This is a genomic window from Streptomyces sp. NPDC050703 (genome assembly GCF_040654435.1).
In the GTDB taxonomy this organism is placed as follows: domain Bacteria; phylum Actinomycetota; class Actinomycetes; order Streptomycetales; family Streptomycetaceae; genus Streptomyces.
The window spans coordinates 12,233-30,090 of sequence record NZ_JBFAHX010000036.1; the positions used below are offsets into that span (position 1 = coordinate 12,233).

Genomic DNA, 17,858 nt, shown 5'->3' on the forward strand with positions numbered 1-17,858 from the left:
GGATCACCTGTCTCCGCGAGAGGAAGCCCGGCGTTCGGCCGCCTGTTGCCGCCGGTTACGGGACTGACGTCGGTTCTGTGCGCGTTGCCTGGCGCTTCGGCCGGCGGTGTCGGGGGCGGTGCGGGGGCCGCCGATACGGGCGGCGAGGGACTCGACCGTGGGGTGCTGGAACAGCTCGACCATGGTCAGTTCGTGGCCGAGCGCGGTGGCGAGCGAGGTCCGGAACTCGGCCATGAGCAGGGAGTGCCCGCCGAGGTCGAAGAAGTTGTCGCGCAGCCCCACGCGTTCGACGCCCAGCAGTTCGCGCCACATCCCGGCGAGGGTCTGCTGCAGGCCGGCCTCGGGGGCGACGAACCGGGTCGCGAGGCCGGCCCTGCCGGTCCGCGGCGCGGGCAGGGCCTTGCGGTCCGTCTTGCCGCTGGGGGTCAGCGGCAGGGCCTCCAGCACGGTGAAGGACGCCGGGACCATGTACTCCGGCAGGTGCTCGCGCAGATGGGCGGTGAGTTCTTCGGCGCCGGGCGCGGCGGCGGCCCCGGAGGTGACGTAGGCGGCCAGCCGGACATCACCCGGTGCGGGCTCGTGGGCGATCACGACCGCCTCGCGCACGGCGGCGTGCCGCGTCAGGACGGCCTCGATCTCGCCGAGTTCGAGGCGCTGGCCGCGGAGCTTGACCTGGTGGTCGAGCCGGCCGAGGAACTCCAGCGCGCCGTCGGCCCGGTGCCGGGCCAGGTCGCCGGTGCGGTAGATGCGGGCCCCGGGCACGAACGGGTCGTCCGTGAAGCGCTCGGCGGTCAGGTCGGGGCGGCCGAGATAGCCGCGGGCGAGGCCCTGGCCCCCGATGCACAGCTCTCCGGCGACCCCGGCGGGAACCGGCCGGTCGTGGCGGTCCAGCACGTACATGCGGGTGTTGGCGATGGGGCGGCCGATGGGCACGGGGCGGGGGTCGTCCTGCGGGCGGCAGTGCCAGGCGGTGACGTCGATGGCGGCCTCGGTGGGGCCGTACAGATTGTGCAGCTCGGCCGTGTGCAGGGCGAGGAAGCGGTCGTGCAGGTCGCGCGAGAGCTCCTCGCCGCTGCAGAAGACGCGCCGCAGGGAGGCCGAGCGCTCCGGCGGTTCGGACAGGAAGAGCCGCAGCATGGACGGCACGAAGTGGATCGTGGTGATCCGCTCCGCGGCGATCGTGTCGGCCAGGTAGCCGGAGTCGCGGTGCCCGCCGGGCCGGGCCATCACCAGGACGGCGCCGCTCATGAGGGGCCAGAAGAACTCCCACACCGACACGTCGAAGGAGAACGGGGTCTTCTGCAGCACCCGGTCGCGGGCGTCGAGACCGTAGGCGTCCTGCATCCACAGCAGCCGGTTGCGCAGGGCGGAGTGCACGTTCATCACGCCCTTGGGCCGGCCCGTCGACCCGGAGGTGAAGATGACGTACGCCAGGTCGTCGCCGTCCACGCCCGCGTCCGGATCGTCCGGGGAGTGCGCCGCCAGCTCACCGGCCAGCTCCTCCATCCGCAGCACGGGGCAGCCGAGTCCGGGCAGCCGGCCGTCCGGTCCTTCGTGGGTCAGCACCACGGGAGGCCGGGCGTCCTCGACGATCGCTGCCAGCCGGGCGGGCGGCAGGGCGGTGTCCAGGGGGACGTACGCCCCGCCGGCCTTGAGGACGGCGAGCAGGGCGACCACGAGGTCGAGGGAGCGCTCCATGGCCACACCGACGAGGACGTCGCGGCCCACGCCGCGCCCGCGCAGGAGGTGGGCGAGGCGGTTGGCCCGCCCGTTCAGCTCGGCGTAGGTCAGCGAGGCGCCCGCGTACCGGACGGCTTCGGCGCCGGGGGTGCGGCGGGCCTGCCGCTCGACGCACTCGTGCACCAGGCCGTCGGGCCACTGCCGCGCGGTGTCGTTGAGCTCTTCGAGCAGGTGATGGCGTTCCGGCCCGTCCATGAGGGCCAGGTCGTGGACGGGGGCGCCGGGGCGGGCGACGATCTGCTCGACCAGGTGACGGAAGTGACCGGCGAGGCGCACGACGGTCTCCTCGTCGAACAGGTCGCGGTCGTACTCGAACCAGCCGGTGAGACCGCCGTCGGTGTCGAACGCCTGGAGCTCCAGATCGAAGCGCGCGCCTTCGCTCCGCACCGGCAGCCGGGTGAGCCGGGCACCGGCCATGGCGAGCGTCGGCACCGGCTCGCGGCCGTAGCTGAAGCTGACCTGGTACAGCGGGGGCCGGCTGAGGTCGCGCGGGGTGTTGCGGTCGGCGACGATCAGCTCGAAGGGGATGTCCTGGTGGGCGTAGGCGCCGAGGCAGGCGTCGCGGACCCGGGTGAGGACCGCCTCGAAGCCGGGGCCGCCGGACAGGTCGGTCCTGATGGGCAGGGTGTTGACGAAGTAGCCGATGAGGGGTTCGACCTCGGCGTGCCCGCGCAGCGCGGTCGGCACGCCGACGACGATGTCGTCCTGCCCGGTGTAGCGGTGCAGCAGGATGTTGAAGGCGGTGAGCAGCGCCATGTACGGCGTCGCGCCGTGCCGTGCGGCCAGCGCGGCCAGCTCGCCGACCAGGGCGGGCGGCAGGGCGACGGGGACCGAGCCCCCGTTGAAGCCCTGCACGGCCGGGCGGGGCCGGTCGGTGGGCAGGTCGAGCACGGCCGGGGCGCCGTCGAGGTGCTCGCGCCAGTGGGCCAGGCCCCGCTCCCATTCGGCGCTGTCGGCCTGCCGCTGCTGCCAGGTGGCGAAGTCGCCGTACTGGACGGCGAGTTCGGGCAGCGGGGAGGGCAGGCCCGCGGCGAACGCCTCGTACAGCTCGGACAGTTCGTTGAGGAAGACGGCGAGGGACCAGCGGTCCGACACCAGGTGGTGCATGGCGACGACGAGCACCGACCGGTCGGGTCCCGTGCGCAGCAGCCGCACCCGCAGCAGGGGGCCGGTGTCGATGTCGAAGGGCTCGGCCAGGGCGTCGTCGATCCACTTCCGGCGGTCGGCGTCCGTGTGGCGCGGGCCGCTGAGATCGGTCTCGGGGACGTCGACGGCGAGATGGTGGTGGACGATCTGCACCGGGGCCCCGGCACGGGACCGGAAGGTGGTGCGCAGGGCCTCGTGACGGCGGACGATCTCGGCGACGGCGGCCCGCAGCAGACCGGCGTCGAGGTGGCCGTCGACGCGCACCGCGCCGGGCACGATGTAGCCGGGGTTGCGGGGCCTGAGCTGTTCGAGGAACCAGGTGCCGCGCTGGAGGACGGCCAGCGGGAAGGTGACCTCGGCCGAGTGTTCGGCGAGCAGGGCGTCGAAGCGGGCCCGCTCCTCGGGTGTGAGGGCGGCCAGGCGCTCGGCGAGATCGTCGCTCACGACTGCTTCTCCCGGTCGGGCACGAGGGCGGGGGAACCGGTCAGCTCGTCGAGGAGCGCCGTGGCGGCGTCGACGGCCCGGGGCTGGCGCCGGATCGCGGCCGGTGCCCCGGAGCCGTCGTGCCCCGCCGAGCCGCTGCCGCCGGTCGCGGCGAGCTCCCTGACGATGCCCTCGGCGACACTGGCGATGGTCGCGCCGCCGAGGAAGTCGGTGACCCGCAGGGTCAGGCCGAGCCTGCTCTGGATCTCGTTGCGCAGTTCGACGGCCATGAGGGAGTCGAGGCCGAAGCCGGTCAGCGGCTCGTCCACGCCGACGTCGGTGGAGGCGGAGCCGAGCACGTCCTTGACGCTGAGCACGAACTGCGTCCGCAGGGTGTCCAGGCGCTCGGACTCGCCCAGCGCCAGCAGCTCGGCCGCCGTGGGGATACGGCTCGCGCGGCGCCGGCCGCGCGAGGAGCGGCGGGCGGAGCGGGCGCGGCGACCGCCGGTGCCGCTCTCGTCCGACGGTCCGGCGGCCTCCTCGGCGGGCGCCGCCGCGCCGCCGTCCCACGGGCGCGGGGGCTGCCAGCAGCGGACCGGGTCGAACGGGTACGTGGGCACGGCCACCTTGGCGCGGGCGTAGTCACGGTCGAAGCCCGCCCAGTCGACGGGGGCGCCCGCCGCGTACAGCTCGGCCACCGTGCCGAGCAGGACCTCCCAGTCGTCCTGCCGGGGCCGCAGGCTGGGCAGGAGCAGGTCGTCGTGGCCCGGCGGCAGGGCGTCGCTGATCACCCCCAGCAGGGTGGGGGCCGGGCCCACCTCGACGAAGGTGCGGTGGCCCATGGACCGCAGGGTCGCCACCCCGTCGGTGAACCGGACGGTGCCGCGGACGTGCCGGCACCAGTAGTCGGGGTCCGGCGCCTCGTCCCAGGACCACAGCCCGCCGGTGACGTTGGAGACCAGGGGGATGCGCGGGGCGGTGAAGGTGATCCGCCGGGCGGCACGGCGCAGCGGTTCGAGGACCGGGTCCATCAGCGGGGAGTGCCCGGCCGAGGCGATGTGCAGCCGCTTGGTCTTCACCCCGCGGGCGTCGAACGCGGCGCACACGGCGGCGACGAGGTCGCCGTCGCCGGAGACCGCCACGTTGGCGGGGCCGTTGACCGCGGCGACGGCGATCCGCCCCGGATGCGCGGCGAGCTCCGCGGCGACCTCCTCCTCGGAGGCGAAGACCGCCGCCATGGTGCCGGGCAGCGAGAACTCCTGGATGAGGCGCGCGCGCTCCACCGCGAACGTCAGCCCGTCCCGCAGGGACATGGCACCCGCCACGCAGGCCGCGACGCACTCGCCGAAGCTGTGGCCGAGCACGGCGGCGGGCGTGATGCCCCAGGAGCGCCACAGCTCGGCCATGGCGTACTCGACGACGAACGTCGCGGGCTGGGCGTAGGCGGTGTCGTTGATCCGCCGGTCCTCGGGGTCGTCGGGGAACAGGACGGACAGCAGCGGCCGGTCGAGGAGCGGGCGCAGGATCTCGGCGCACTCGTCGACCGCACGCCGGAAGGTGGGCTGCGTGTCGTACAGCCCGCGGGCCATTCCGGGCCGCTGGGCCCCCTGCCCGGTGAAGACGAACACGATCTCGGGGCTGTCCGCCTCGCCGCGCACCAGGCCCGGGGGCTCCTCGCCGTTCACGAAGGCGGTGAGCCGGGCGGCGACCTCCTGGCGGCTGGCGCCGACGGCGGCGAGCCGGTGGCGGAAGTGGGAGCGGCCGGCGCCCGCCGCGTGGCAGACGTCCGCCAGCGGGGTGTCATCGGCGGTGAGGCGTTCGGCGTAGCGTCCCGCGAGCGCGGTGAGGGCGCTCTCGCTGCGGGCGGACAGGGCGAGCACCGAGGCGGGCCTGCGGTCGTCCCCGGCGGGCGGCGCCTGCGGTGCGGGCGCCTCCTCCAGGATCAGGTGGACGTTGGTGCCGCTCAGCCCGAAGCTGCTGACCGCGGCCGTCCGGGGGCCGTCGGTGTGCGGCCACGGCGTCACGGCGGTGGGCACCCGGAAGGTCGTGCCGTCGAAGGAGATGTTGGAGTTGAGCCGGTCGAAGTGGAGGTTCGGCGGGATCTCGCCGCGGTCGACGCAGACGGCGGCCTTGATGAGCCCGGCGATGCCCGCGGCCGCCTCCAGGTGGCCGATGTTGGTCTTGACGGCACCGAGGTAGACCGGCGACCCGTGGTCGCGGCCGTACACGTCGGCGAGGGCCTCGGCCTCGATGGGGTCGCCGAGGCGGGTGCCGGTGCCGTGGGTCTCGATGTAGCCGACCTGATCGGCCGTCACCCCCGCGGCCCGCAGCGCGCGGTGGAAGACGTCGCGCTGCGCGGCGCCGTTCGGCGCGGTGATGCCCGCGCTGCGGCCGTCCTGGTTGACGGCGCCGCCGCGCACGACCGCGAGGACGCGGTCCTTGTCGCGCAGGGCGTCGGACAGCCGCTTGAGCACGACCACGCCGCAGCCCTCGCCGCGCACGTAGCCGTCGGCGCTGTCGGAGAAGGTCCTGGCGCGGCCCTGCCGGGACACCGAGCCGAACTGCGACTGTGAGATCATCAGCATCGGCGAGAGCACCACGTTGACGCCGCCGGCCAGGGCCATGTCGCACTCGCCGAGCCGCAGGCTCTGGCACGCCTGGTGGACGGCGAGGAGCGAGGCGGAGCAGGCGGAGTCGACGGCGAGGTTCGGGCCGCGCAGGTCGAGGAGGTAGGCGATGCGGGCCGGGATGAAGGACATCGCGGCACCGGAACTGGTGTACGCGCTGACGTCCTCGGGGTGGCGCAGCTGGGCGGTGATGTAGTCCCAGGAAGCCGCGCCCATGAACACCCCGGTGCGGCTGCCCGCGAGAGCGGACGGCGCGTGCCCCGAGTCCTCCAGGGCTTCCCAGCACACCTGGAGGCTCAGCCGCTGGGCCGGGTCCATCGCCACGGCCTCGCGCTGGGAGATGCCGAAGAAGTCGTGGTCGAAGTGGTCGAGGTCGTCGAGGAACGCGCCGGCGCGGGTGTAGATCTTCCCCGGCTTCCCGGCCTCCTCGTCGTAGAACGCCTCGTGGTCCCAGCGCCCGGCGGGTATCTCCCCCACGGCGTCGGTGGCCCCCGCCAGCATCCGCCAGTAGGAGTCGGTGCCGGTGACGCCGCCGGGCAGGCGGCAGCCGGTGCCCACGATGGCGACGGGCTCGGCGTGTGCCCGCTCGTACTCCGCCACCTGCCGCTGGAGGCGCTCCATCGTCAGATAGGCGCGCTTGAGCGCGTCGGTCGCTGTCAGGTCCTGTCCCGGAGTCATCGCTGGGCCCCCTCGTCGATCTGTGTGGTCTTGGCCATCAGGAGTGCTTGGAGTTCCGCGGCGGACATCGCGTCGAGGTCCACGGCCGCGTCCGGGGTTCCCCCGGCGGCCGGCCGGGCCGGCGCGGGTCCGGCCGCGCCGCCGGAAGGGGCCGCCCGGTCCCCGTCCGCGTCCTGGCCCGGATCGAGCGCGATCTCCATCCGGTCGGCCAGGTAGGGCACCAGGGCGTCGAGGGTCGGGAAGCGCCAGGTGACGGTGGAGGGCAGCTTGACGCGCAGCGACGACTCCAGGGACTTGCGCAGTTCCAGCGAGAGCAGCGAGTCGAACCCCATGCCGGTGAGGGGGGCGCTGGTGTCGACCCTGGCGGGGTCCGCGCCGATGAGGCGGGCGGCGGTCGCCCGGCAGTGCTCGGTCAGCACGGCCCTGCGGCGGCGGCCCGGTTCGACGGCGAGCATCGAGCGCCGTATCTCCTCCCCGGGGCCGCCCGCGCTCTCCGCCTGCCCGGCGTGGTCCTCGACGAGGGTGCGCAGCAGGCCGCCGCCGTGGTGGTCGCGGACCTTCGCGCGGTCCAGGGGCAGCACGCAGACCTGGGCGGCGGAGCTGCTCAGGACGCGGTCGAGGGCGGCGATGCCCTGCTCGGGGGTGATGCTCCCGATGCCGCGGGCGGCCAGGGCGCCGCCGCGCTCGGGGCGGGCGGCGAGGCCGATCCGCGCCCAGGGGCCCCAGTCGATGCTCAGCGCGGGCAGGCCCAGGGAGCGCCGGTGGTGGGCCAGGGCGTCGACGAAGGCGCTCGCCGCGGCGTAGTTGCCCTGGCTGGCCGAGCCGAGCACGGCGGCGGCCGACGAGTACAGCACGAAGAAGTCCAGGTCCCGGCCGAGGGTGGCCCGGTGCAGATGCCAGGCCGCGGCCGACTTCGGGCCGGCGACGGAGCGGAACCGTTCCCCGTCGAGTCCGGTGAGCAGGCCGTCGTCGAGGACGCCCGCGGCGTGCACCACCCCGGCCAGCGGCGGCAGGGAGCCCGCCAGGCGGGCCAGCAGGTCGTCCACCGCCCGGCGTTCGGACAGGTCGGCGGCGGCCACGACGACCTCGGCCCGCTCGCGCAGCGCGGCGACGGCCCGCCCGGCCTGCGGCCCGGGGGCGCTGCGGCCGGCCAGGACCAGGTGACGTGCGCCCTGGTCCACCAGGTAGCGGGCCGTCTCCAGACCGAGCGCGCCGAGCCCGCCGGTGATCAGATACGTGCCCGAGGGGCGTACGGGCGCGGCGTCCGCCGCGGTGGTCACCGGCTCGTGGGCCGCCGGTACCAGGACGAGCTTCCCGGTGTGGCGGGCCTTGGCCATCGCGGTGAAGGCCGCGGGGGCGTCGCCGAAGGTGTGCGTGGTGACGGGCAGCGCCGTGAACTCGCCGCGGTCGAAGCCCGCCACGAGGTCGGCGAGCAGGCCGGCGACCCGGGCCGGCTCCTCGCGGATGGTCTGTTCGAGGTCGACGGCGAGGAAGGCCCGGTTGCCCTTGAAGAACTCAAGGCCGATGGGGCTGTTGTCGTGGATGTCGCGCTTGCCGATCTCCACGAAGCGCCCGCCGGGGGCCACCAGTTCCAGGGAGCGGACGAGTGTCTCGCCGGAGGAGGAGTTGAGGACCACGTCGACCCCGCGGCCGTCGGTGAGCGCCCTGATCTCGTCGGCGAAGTCGAGGGTGCGGGAGTCCATCACGTGCGCGACACCCAGGCCGCGCAGCAGCTCGCGCTTGGACGCGGTCCCCGCGGTGGCGAACACCCGGGCACCGCGCCGCCGCGCGACCTGGAGCGCGGCGAGACCGACACCGCCGGTCGCGGAGTGGATGAGGACGCTCTCGCCCTCGCCCAGCCGCGCCAGCCGTTCCAGGCCGTGCACGGCGGTGAGGAAGGCGATGGGCACGGCGGCGGCCTGCTCGTCGTCGAGGCCCGCGGGAGCGGGGGCGACCAGCCGCGCGTCCAGGGTGATGAAGGCCGCCATGGCGCCGGGCGCGGCGGCGATGACCCGGTCGCCCACCCGGCGCCCGGTGACGCCGTCACCCACGGCGACGATCCGGCCGGCGCATTCGGCGCCGAGGGGGACGACGCCCTCGGCGCCCGGATAGGAGTCGAGGGCCTTGAGCACGTCGCTGAAGTTCAGGCCCGCGGCGGTGACCTCGACCTCGACCTGGCCCGCGGCCGGCGGGGTGCGGTGCCACCACGTGGGGCGCAGGCTGGTGAGACTGCCGGGGCGGGCGGCCAGCAGATGGTGGTTGCCGTCGCGAGCGGCGTCGAAGTCCCACGTCGGGCGCGGGCGCCGGGCGTCGCCGGTGTGCTCCCAGGGCCGCAGGGCGGGCGTCAGCCGGGCGCCGCCCCGCAGGGCGACCTGGGCGTCGTCGGACCCCAGCACCTCGGCGAGCAGCGGCCCGGCCTCCTCCGCGGGCCCGGCCGGGTCCAGGTCGATGACGGAACTGCGCAGTTCCGTGTGTTCCAGGGCGATCACACGGGCCAGGCCCCACAGCGGCGCGTGCCCGACGTTCACCTCGTCCCCGTCGGCGACGTGCTGGGCGCCGCGGGTGAGCAGGACGAGGCGGGGGGCGGGGTCCTGCCCCGCCAGGGCGAGTTCCTGCACGAGGTGGAGCACCGGCAGGCAGGCGTCGCCGGTCGCGCCCGCCGGGGTCGGGTCGCCGCCGTCATCGGGCGGGCCCGCGTCGAGCGCCGAGGCGTGCACGATCCCGTCCGGGCGGATGTCCGAGGCGGCGAGGTCGGCCAGCAGGGCGGCGATGTCCGCCCGGCTGCCGGGGTCGAGTTCGTAGTGGTGGGCGTCGAGCTTGCGGTAGGCCGGTCCTGCGGTGACGGTCCGGCAGGTGGCGCCGTGCGCGCGCAGCGCGTCGGTGAGGCCGGCGGTGGTGCGGCCCCGGTCGGCGAAGAGCAGCCAGTCGCCCGCGGGCCGGTCGGCGGCGGGAGGGGGAGCGGGGCGCCAGACGAGGTCGAGCAGCGCCTCGTCGCGCGGGTCCGGGGCCCCGGCGGGGTCCAGACGCCGCAGGGTGATGCCGGTGACCTCGCCCACGACGGCGCCCTCGGCGTCGTACAGGACCACGCGGGCGCCGGTGATCGTGTCGGCGGAGGGGTGCGGCGCGGTGACGGAGGCGTGCGCCCAGCGGGGGGCGGCCCGGTCGCCGACGAGGGTGAAGCCGCCGACGGCCACCGGTACGTACGTGGCGTCCAGGGGCTGGTCCTGGGCGTCGAGGGCGGAGCTGAGGACCTGCAGCGCGCTGTCGAGGACGACCGGGTGCACGGGGTGCTCGCCGCGGTCGGTGGTCAGGGCGCTCCGCTCGCGCAGCCGGGCCACCGCCTCGGCCCGGCCCCGCCACAGCTCCTCGATGCCCTGGAAGGCGGGCCCGTACGCCAGTCCGGCGCGGCGCAGGGCGGTGTAGTGGTCCTCGGGCGGGGCCGGCGTGGCGCAGCGCGCGCGGACGGCGGCCAGCGGCTCGGCGGTGGCGGCGGGCGCCGTGCGGCGCAGGCCCGCCGACGCGGCCTCGGCCCACTCCTCGTCGGCACCGGACCGGGTGAACAGCTTCACCGTGGCGGTGTCGGCGGTCGCGGGCACCAGGGCGAGCTGCAGCGTGGCCTCTTCGGCCTCGTCGGGCAGTACGGAGAGCCGGGTGAAGGCGGCGTCGTGCAGGACGGCGCCGTCGCCGAGGCGGGTGCGCGCGGCGGCGAGCGCCGCGTCCAGGACCAGGGCGGCGGGCAGCACGGGGCTGCCGCCGACCTGGTGGTCCCGCAGGTAGGGGAACCCGGCGAGGTCCACGGGGGCCGACCAGTGCACGGCGTGCGGTGCGAGCGCGGACTCGGTGCGCGCCCGCAGGACCGGGTGGCCCCGGTGCGCGGACCGGCGCGCCGGCCGTTCCTCGCGCCAGTCGCGGCCGTGCTGCCAGGGGTAGGTGGGCAGGTCGGCCATGGGCCCCGCGGGACCGTGCACCCGCGCCCAGTCGACCTGGTGGCCGGCGGTGTACAGGCGGCCGAGTTCGGCGAGCACGGTGGCCCGCCCCGGCTGGTCCCTGCGCAGGGACGACACCGCGACAGCGTCGTCGTGGTCGGCGAGGCGCTCGGTGACGGCGTCGGTCAGCATCGGGTGCGGTGTCACCTCGACGAAGACGTTGTGGCCGGTGCCTGCGAGCGTGGCGACGGCGGTGTCGAACAGCACCGGCCGGGTGAGGTTGGCGGCCCAGTACCCGGCGTCGAGCCGGTCGCCGGGAACGAACTCGCCGGTGCCCGTGGAGATCATCGGGATGGTGGTGGGTCCGGGCCGCAAGGGGGCGAGGACCCGCCCCAGTTCGGCGGCGACGGGCTCCATCAGGGGGCAGTGCGAGGCGAACCCCACGGACTCGAGGACCTTGCTGTAGAGACCGTCGTCGGCCAGGGACTTCGCGAACTCCACCAGGGCGCCGTTCTCGCCGGAGAAGACCGTGGAGCCGGGGCTGTTGGCGGCGGCGATCCACACCGGCCCCGGGGCGCGCTCGGCCAGCAGGGTGCGGGCCTCCTCCAGGGAGACGCCCACGACGGCCATCCGGCCTTTGCCGGTGGCGGCGTGCAGCACGGTGCCGCGGTGGAGGGCGATCAGGAGGGCGTCCTCCAGGGAGATCGCGCCCGCCACATGGGCGGCCGCGATCTCGCCCACGCTGTGCCCGACCACGGCGGCGGGCTCGATGCCCCAGGAGCGCCACAGGGCGGCGAGTGCCACCTGGACGGCGACGAGGGCGGGCTGGCCGACCGCGGTGTCCAGCAGCCGGGAGCGGGCCGGGCCGGCCGCGAGCTCGTCCAGCAGGGACCAGTCGGTGTGCCGGCGCAGCAGGGTGTCGGCCCGCTCCAGGGCGGCGCGGAAGGCCCGCTCCCCCGAGAGGTCACCGGTGAGGAACTCGGCGGGCAGAGGCCACCAGCGGGGCCCCTGCCCGGAGAAGACGAACACCGGTTTGGACTCCAGGCCGGCCCGGCGCACCCCGGTGCTGAGTCCGGGGGCGCTCTCCCCGCGGCCGAACGCGTGCAGGGCGGTCCGCAGTTCGGCGGCGTCGGCGCCCACACAGGCCAGCCGGTGCTCGTGGTGGGTGCGGCGCACGGCGGCAGCGGCCGCGAAGGCCCCCACGGGTGTGGCCGCGGTGAGCTTGCCGGCGTAGCGGGCGGCGAGGTCCCGCAGGGCCCCCTCGTCGCGGGCGGAGACGGTCAGCAGCGCGGAGCCCTCGGCCGCGGGGCGGGCGGTCACGGCGGGCGGCGGGGGCTCCTCCACCACCAGGTGGGCGTTGGTGCCGCCGAAACCGAAGGAGCTGACGCCGGCGAGCGCGGGACCGGCCGTGTCGGGCCAGGGCTGACGGGTGTGCGCGACGCGGAGCGGAAGGTCGTCGAAGGGGATGTGCGGGTTGGGCGTGCGGTAGTGCAGCGTCGGCGGCACCGTGCGGTGGCGGACCATGAGGGCGGTCTTGATCAGCCCGCCGATCCCCGCGGCGGCCTCCATGTGCCCGAGGTTGGACTTCACCGAGCCGATCAGGCAGGGCCGGTCCGCGGCGCGGCCCTCGCCGAGCACCGCGCCGAGGGCCTTGGCCTCGATGGGGTCGCCGAGGATGGTGCCGGTGCCGTGCGCCTCCACGTAGGCGATGTCCGCGGCGCGCACCCCGGCCCTGGCGTGGGCGGCGCGCACCACGGCCTCCTGGGCCCGGGGGTTGGGCGCCATCAGGCCGTTGCTCGCCCCGTCCTGGTTGACGGCACCGCCGCGGATCACGGCGTGCACCGGGTCGCCGTCGGCCAGGGCCCGGCCGAGCGGTTTGAGGATCACCACGCCGGCGCCCTCGGACCGCACGTAGCCGTCGGCGCTCGCGTCGAACGGTTTGCAGCGGCCCTCGGCGGACATGACGCCCGCCTTGCTGAAGTTGATGGCGAACGCGGGGGAGAGCACGAGGTTGACGCCGCCGGCGACGGCCAGGTCGCACTCGCCCCGGTGCAGGCTCGCGCACGCCTGGAGCACGGCCACGAGCGAGGAGGAGCAGGCGGAGTCGACGGCCATGCTGGGACCGCGCAGGTCCAGCAGGTACGAGAGCCGGTTCGCGGCGATGCTCAGGGCGCTGCCGGTGCCGGTGTAGGCGTCGATGGCGTCGAGTTCGCTCAGCTGGCCGGTGGCGTGGTCGAACGTGGAGATGCCGATGAACACCCCGGTCCGCGAGCCGGCCAGTGAGCCGGTGGGGACGCCCGCGTTCTCCAGGGCCTCGAAGGAGACCTCCGCGAGCAGCCGCTGCTGCGGGTCCATGCGGGCGGCTTCCTGCCGCGAGATGCCGAAGAAGTCCGAGTCGAACCGGTCGACGCCGTCGACGAAGCCGCCCCAGCGGCTGGTGGTGCGCCCGGGGGCCGCGGGGTCGTCGTCGGTGAACTCCTCGGTGCTCCACCGGTCGGCGGGCACTTCGGTGACCGCGTCGCGGCCCTCGCTGAGCAGGTGCCAGAAGCTGTCGGGTCCGTTCGCGCCGCCGGGGAAGCGGCAGCCGATCCCGATGATGGCGACCGGCTCGTCCGCGCCCGGCCAGGCGGCCCGGGGGGAGGGGGCGGCGGGCGGCGCGGGGGCCGTGAGCGTGGTCGCGGGCTCGGCGGCGGGGGCCGCGGCTGCGGGGGAGCCGGGGGCCGTGCCCGCCAGGTGGGCGGCGAGCTTGGCGACGGTGGGGTGTGCCCAGACGACGCCGGAGTCCAGCGAGCACCCGAAGCGGCGCTCCAGCTCCCCGACCAGGGAGACGAGTTCGACGGAGCGCAGCCCGTGCGCGGCGAACGGCAGATCGGGGTCGACGGAGGCGGCCACACGACCGGTAACAGCAGCCAACGCCTCACGCAGCCACGCCGTGACCTCCCCGACGTCCGGCGCGGGCCGCGCGGGGGCGCCCGTGTCTGCGTCCGGTGCGGTCCGGCCTGCGGGGGCGCTGGTGTCCGCGTCCGGTGCGGGTCGGTCTTCGGGGACGCCCGTGTCCGTGCCCGGTGTGGTCCGGTCTGCGAGGAGGCCCGTGGCCGGGTTCGGTGCGGGCCGGCCTGGGGGGACGCTGGTGTTCGTGTCCGGTGCGGGTTGGTCTTTGGGGACGCCCGTGTTCGTGCCCGGTGTGGTCCGGTCTGCGAGGAGGCCCGTGGCTGGGTTCGGTGCGAGCCGGCCTGAGGGGACGCTGGTGTTCGCGTCCGGTGCGGTCCGGTCCGCGGGGACGCCCGTGGCCGCGTCCGGTGCGGTCCGGTCCGTGGGGGCGGGGCCCGTATCGTCCGCGCGCCACAGTGCGAGCGGCTGCGCCTCGCCCGCCAGCAGGGCGTCGACGCAGGCCGCGCGCTGCAGCTTGCCGCTGGAGGTCTTCGGCACCGTGCCGGTCCTTGCCAGGGCGACGATGTGGGGCTGGAGGCCGTGTTCGCGGACGACCTCGGCCCGTATCGCGTCGATGACCCGGGCGCGGTCCTCGGGTGAGCGGCTGCCGCGGTACTCCTGCACGACGATCAGCCGTTCCTCGCCGTCGATCTCGCGCGCGCCGGCCACCCCGCAGCCCTCCCGCAGGCCCGGATCGGCGCTCTCGACGGTCCGCTCGATGTCCTGGGGGTAGTGGTTGCGGCCGGCGACGATGACGACGTCCTTGATGCGGCCGGTGACGTAGATCTGGTCACCGTCGGCGAAGCCGAGGTCGCCGGTGCGCAGGAACGGGCCCTCGCCGGTGTCGAGACGGGCGCGGAAGGTCTCCTCGGTGGCCTCGGCGCGGCGCCAGTAGCCGTGCGCGACGCTCGGTCCGGCGACCCACAGTTCACCCACCCGTCCCGCGGGCAGCGCGGCACGGGTGTGCGGGTCCACGACGACGACCTTCTGGTCCTTGAGCGAGACGCCGCAGCTGGGCAGGTTGCGTGCCGCCTCGCCCGGTGCCGCGTCCTCGGCGGTGCCGCCGAGGAGCGCCTCGGCGCGCAGGTCGCGGTGGACGGGTTCGGCGGCCGGGTCCCCGGTGGACACCACCAGGGTGGCCTCGGCCAGCCCGTAGGACGGGGCGTGGGTGACGGGCCGGAAACCGCACTCGGCGAACGTGCGGGAGAAGCGGTCCATGGTCTGCCCGCGCACCGGCTCGGCCCCGTTGAGGGCGACACGCCACGTACTCAGGTCCAGCGTCCGCCGGTCCTGCTCGGTCACCTTGGCCACGGCGAGGTCGTAGGCGAAGTTCGGGGCGGGGCTCGCGGTGGCACCGGTGTCGGAGATCGCTCGCAGCCAGCGCAGTGGCCGCTTCAGGAACGAGTACGGGGACATGAAGGTGACCGGGTATCCGCCGTACGCCGGGGTGAGCAGGCCCATGATCAGACCGAGGTCGTGGAAGGGCGGCAGCCAGCTCACCATGTGCTGGTCGGGGTCGTTTCCGAAGAACTGCCGGTTCATCTCCGAGATGTTGTGCATCAGGTTGCCGTGGCTGACCATCACGCCCTTGGGGCTGCTGGTCGAACCGGAGGTGTACTGCAGGAACGCCAGGTCGTCGCGGGTGGTGCCGGGGTGGCGCCAGCCGTCGGCGGCGGCGGTGTCGATGTCGTCGACGGCGAGCCACACGATGTCCCGCAGCGCCGGGGCGTGTTCGGCGAAGCGGTCGACCATGGCGATGGTCGCGGCGGGGGCGAGGACCACCGCCGGCTCGGCGTCCTCCACGACGGCGGTCAGGCGCGGCAGGGTGCGCATCGGGAAGGCCGGGTCCGGCGGGTAGACGGGCACGGCGACGACGTCGGCGTAGAGGCAGGCGAAGAACGAGGTGACGTAGTCCAGTCCGGCCGGGCACATGATCAGGGCCCGCTCTCCGGCGGGGAAGCGTTCCTGCAGCGCCGCGGCGATCGTGCGGGCCCTCAGGTCGAGGTCGGCGTTGCGGAGGGCCTGCGGCTCGCCCTCGCCGTCCACGAGAAAGCGGAAGATCTGCTCCTGAGCGTGCTCGCCCAATACCGTGCGGAAATGGTCGACAAGCGATCGTGCGTCCCGGCCCGACATCCGACCGTCCTCTCCATGCTGGAAGCCTGCGTAAATTCTCATGAAAGTGGGCGGACCGGCCGCGGATCGCGGTGGTGCGGATGCCGCGGGCACGGCGCGTCAAGCGCGGTGCGGGGGGCCGTGAGCCGTTGTGCTGTCCGCCGATATCGGCTGCCCGGCCGTTCCGAGAAGGGAATCGAGAAGCGGGTGTCCGGCGTCCGGGATGCGGTGGCCGGAGAAGCGGCGGGGAGAATCGGACCGTTAATTCGGCCGAATTCCCTTTCGATTTCCGCTATTCGTCGGCCAGCATCCATCAGATTCCCTCGGACCGTCAAGAAACGTTCGGCGTGCGGAACCGGTTGATGGCGGGCTCGTGCCGCGACCTGAGCACGGGGTCGGTGACGCCGAGCCCCTCCTCGGGGGCCAGGCACAGCACCCCGACCTTTCCCTGGTGCAGGTTGTGGTGCACGTCGTGGACCGCCTGCGCCGTGCCGTCGAGGGGCACCACCTGCGACAGCGTGGGGTGCACCTGTCCCTTGGCGATGAGGCGGTTGGCCTCCCACGCCTCGCGGTAGTTCGCGAAATGGGTGCCGACGATCCGCTTGAGGTGCATCCAGAGATACCGGTTGTCGAAGGTGTGCTCGTAGCCGGAGGTGGAGGCGCAGGTGACGATGGTGCCGCCGCGGCGGGCCACGTACACGCTCGCGCCGAAGGTCTCGCGCCCCGGGTGCTCGAAGACGATGTCGGGGTCGTCGCCCCCGGTCAGCTCCCTGATCCGGGCCCCGAACCGGCGCCACTCGCCCACGTCCTGGGTGTGCTCGTCCTTCCAGAACCGATAGCCCTCGGCGCTCCTGTCGATGACCAGCTCCGCTCCCATGCGCCGGCACACCTCGGCCTTCCGGGGGCTGGAGACCACGCACACCGGTGTGGCTCCGCCGTTGAGGGCGAGCTGGGTGGCGTAGGAGCCGAGGCCGCCGGAGGCGCCCCAGATCAGTACGGTGTCGCCCTGCTTGAGGCGGGCGCCGTTCGCGGAGACCAGCTGCCGGTACGCGGTCGAGTTGACCAGCCCGGAGGCGGCCGCCTCCTCCCAGGTGAGGTGGCGCGGCTTGGGCATGAGCTGGTTGGCCTTGACCAGTGCCAGTTCGGCGAGTCCGCCGAAGTTGGTCTCGAATCCCCAGATCCGCTGCTCGGGGTCGAGCATCGTGTCGGAGTGCCCGTCGGGGTGGTCGAGTTCCACGGACAGGCAGTGCGCCACCACCTCGGCCCCGGGCCGGAAGCCCGTCACGCCCTCGCCGCAGCGCAGCACCACGCCGGACAGGTCGGAACCCAGCACGTGGTAGGGCAGGTCGTGCCGGGCGGCCTGCGGCGAGGTGCGGCCGTACCGGGAGAGGAAGCCGAACGTCGGCAGAGGTTCGAAGATCGAGGACCACACCGTGTTGTGGTTGATCCCGCTGGCCATCACCGCCACCAGCACCTCGCCCGGGGCGGGTTCGGGGGTGGCCACCTCCTCCAGATGCAGCGACCTGCGCGGGTCCTTGTCCCGGCTCGCCACGCCCTCGAACATCGCCGTCTCATCGGCGTGCAGCACCACTCCTCGGTAGAAATCGGGGACCGGCAAGTGCGCCACTTCGTCGAGTTCACCCGCACAGATGGCGTCAAGGATCTTCTGCATCGTCTCCGGGCCTCTTTCCGGCTCAGTCTGTGAGAACTGTGAAATACGGACGCATTTGTTCGGCGTTTCTGCGCAACAAAAGGCAGGGCCGCCTTGCCGATTCGTGGAGGCAAGTGCGGGGTGAATGCTGGCACTTGGCTCGCGACCCAGTCCAGCGGTGAACCGTTCATGGGTGCGGCGCCTCGGGCAATTCGACGCCGGAATGTCCGCCCGTGTTCAACCGTCTGATTCGGCCGGTTGAACGCCCTGAGTGGCCTGAACGCGGTGACATGAGCCCGGATCGAGAGACGGTGGAGACCGGCTTGAGGCGTGCCGGGCGCGGCGTTTCCGGGCCGGGCGCCGGGGAATTGGGGGCAGAGCGGCGAACGGGCGCGTGAACAGGCGGGCGAGGTGAATCCGTGCAGCGTTCAAGTGGTCGAAAAATCCAGTTGAACGTCCGCTTTCCGCGGCATCTCCCGTGCTGCCGCGGGCTTCTCAGGGATTTCCCTGAGCCGGGTCTCAGGGATGTCCCCGATGCCGGATGCCTTTCTTCCGCTTACCGTGAGCCACGCGGGCGGCCAGGGGGGTATCGCACCGCCCGGCACGGCATCGTCCGCACAGGAA

General features: G+C 74.3%; 4 protein-coding genes. All 4 read right to left on the reverse strand.

The window, feature by feature from the left end:
- Nucleotides 1-3: 3 nt before the first annotated feature.
- Nucleotides 4-3,330: an amino acid adenylation domain-containing protein gene (locus AB0I16_RS27500; protein WP_363252282.1), complete on the reverse strand. Its 3,327-nt coding sequence runs from the start codon at nucleotides 3,328-3,330 to the stop codon at nucleotides 4-6.
- Complete coding sequence (locus AB0I16_RS27505) at nucleotides 3,327-6,614, reverse strand: beta-ketoacyl synthase N-terminal-like domain-containing protein (RefSeq protein WP_363252283.1); 3,288 nt, start codon at nucleotides 6,612-6,614, stop codon at nucleotides 3,327-3,329. The genes AB0I16_RS27500 and AB0I16_RS27505 overlap by 4 nt, the downstream gene beginning before the upstream one ends.
- Complete coding sequence (locus tag AB0I16_RS27510) at nucleotides 6,611-15,556, reverse strand: SDR family NAD(P)-dependent oxidoreductase (RefSeq protein WP_363252284.1); 8,946 nt, start codon at nucleotides 15,554-15,556, stop codon at nucleotides 6,611-6,613. The genes AB0I16_RS27505 and AB0I16_RS27510 overlap by 4 nt, the downstream gene beginning before the upstream one ends.
- 358 nt (nucleotides 15,557-15,914) lie before the next feature.
- On the reverse strand, nucleotides 15,915-17,255 hold the full coding sequence (gene ccrA, locus AB0I16_RS27515) for a crotonyl-CoA carboxylase/reductase (RefSeq protein ID WP_363252285.1): 1,341 nt from the start codon (nucleotides 17,253-17,255) through the stop codon (nucleotides 15,915-15,917).
- Between the last annotated feature and the right edge of the window lie 603 nt (nucleotides 17,256-17,858).

Bases quoted from the DNA above. Each gene is read 5' to 3' on its own strand.
- AB0I16_RS27505 (WP_363252283.1), bottom strand. From the start codon at position 6,614: ATGACTCCGGGACAGGACCTGACAGCGACCGACGCGCTCAAGCGCGCC.
- ccrA (WP_363252285.1), bottom strand. From the start codon at position 17,255: ATGCAGAAGATCCTTGACGCCATCTGTGCGGGTGAACTCGACGAAGTG.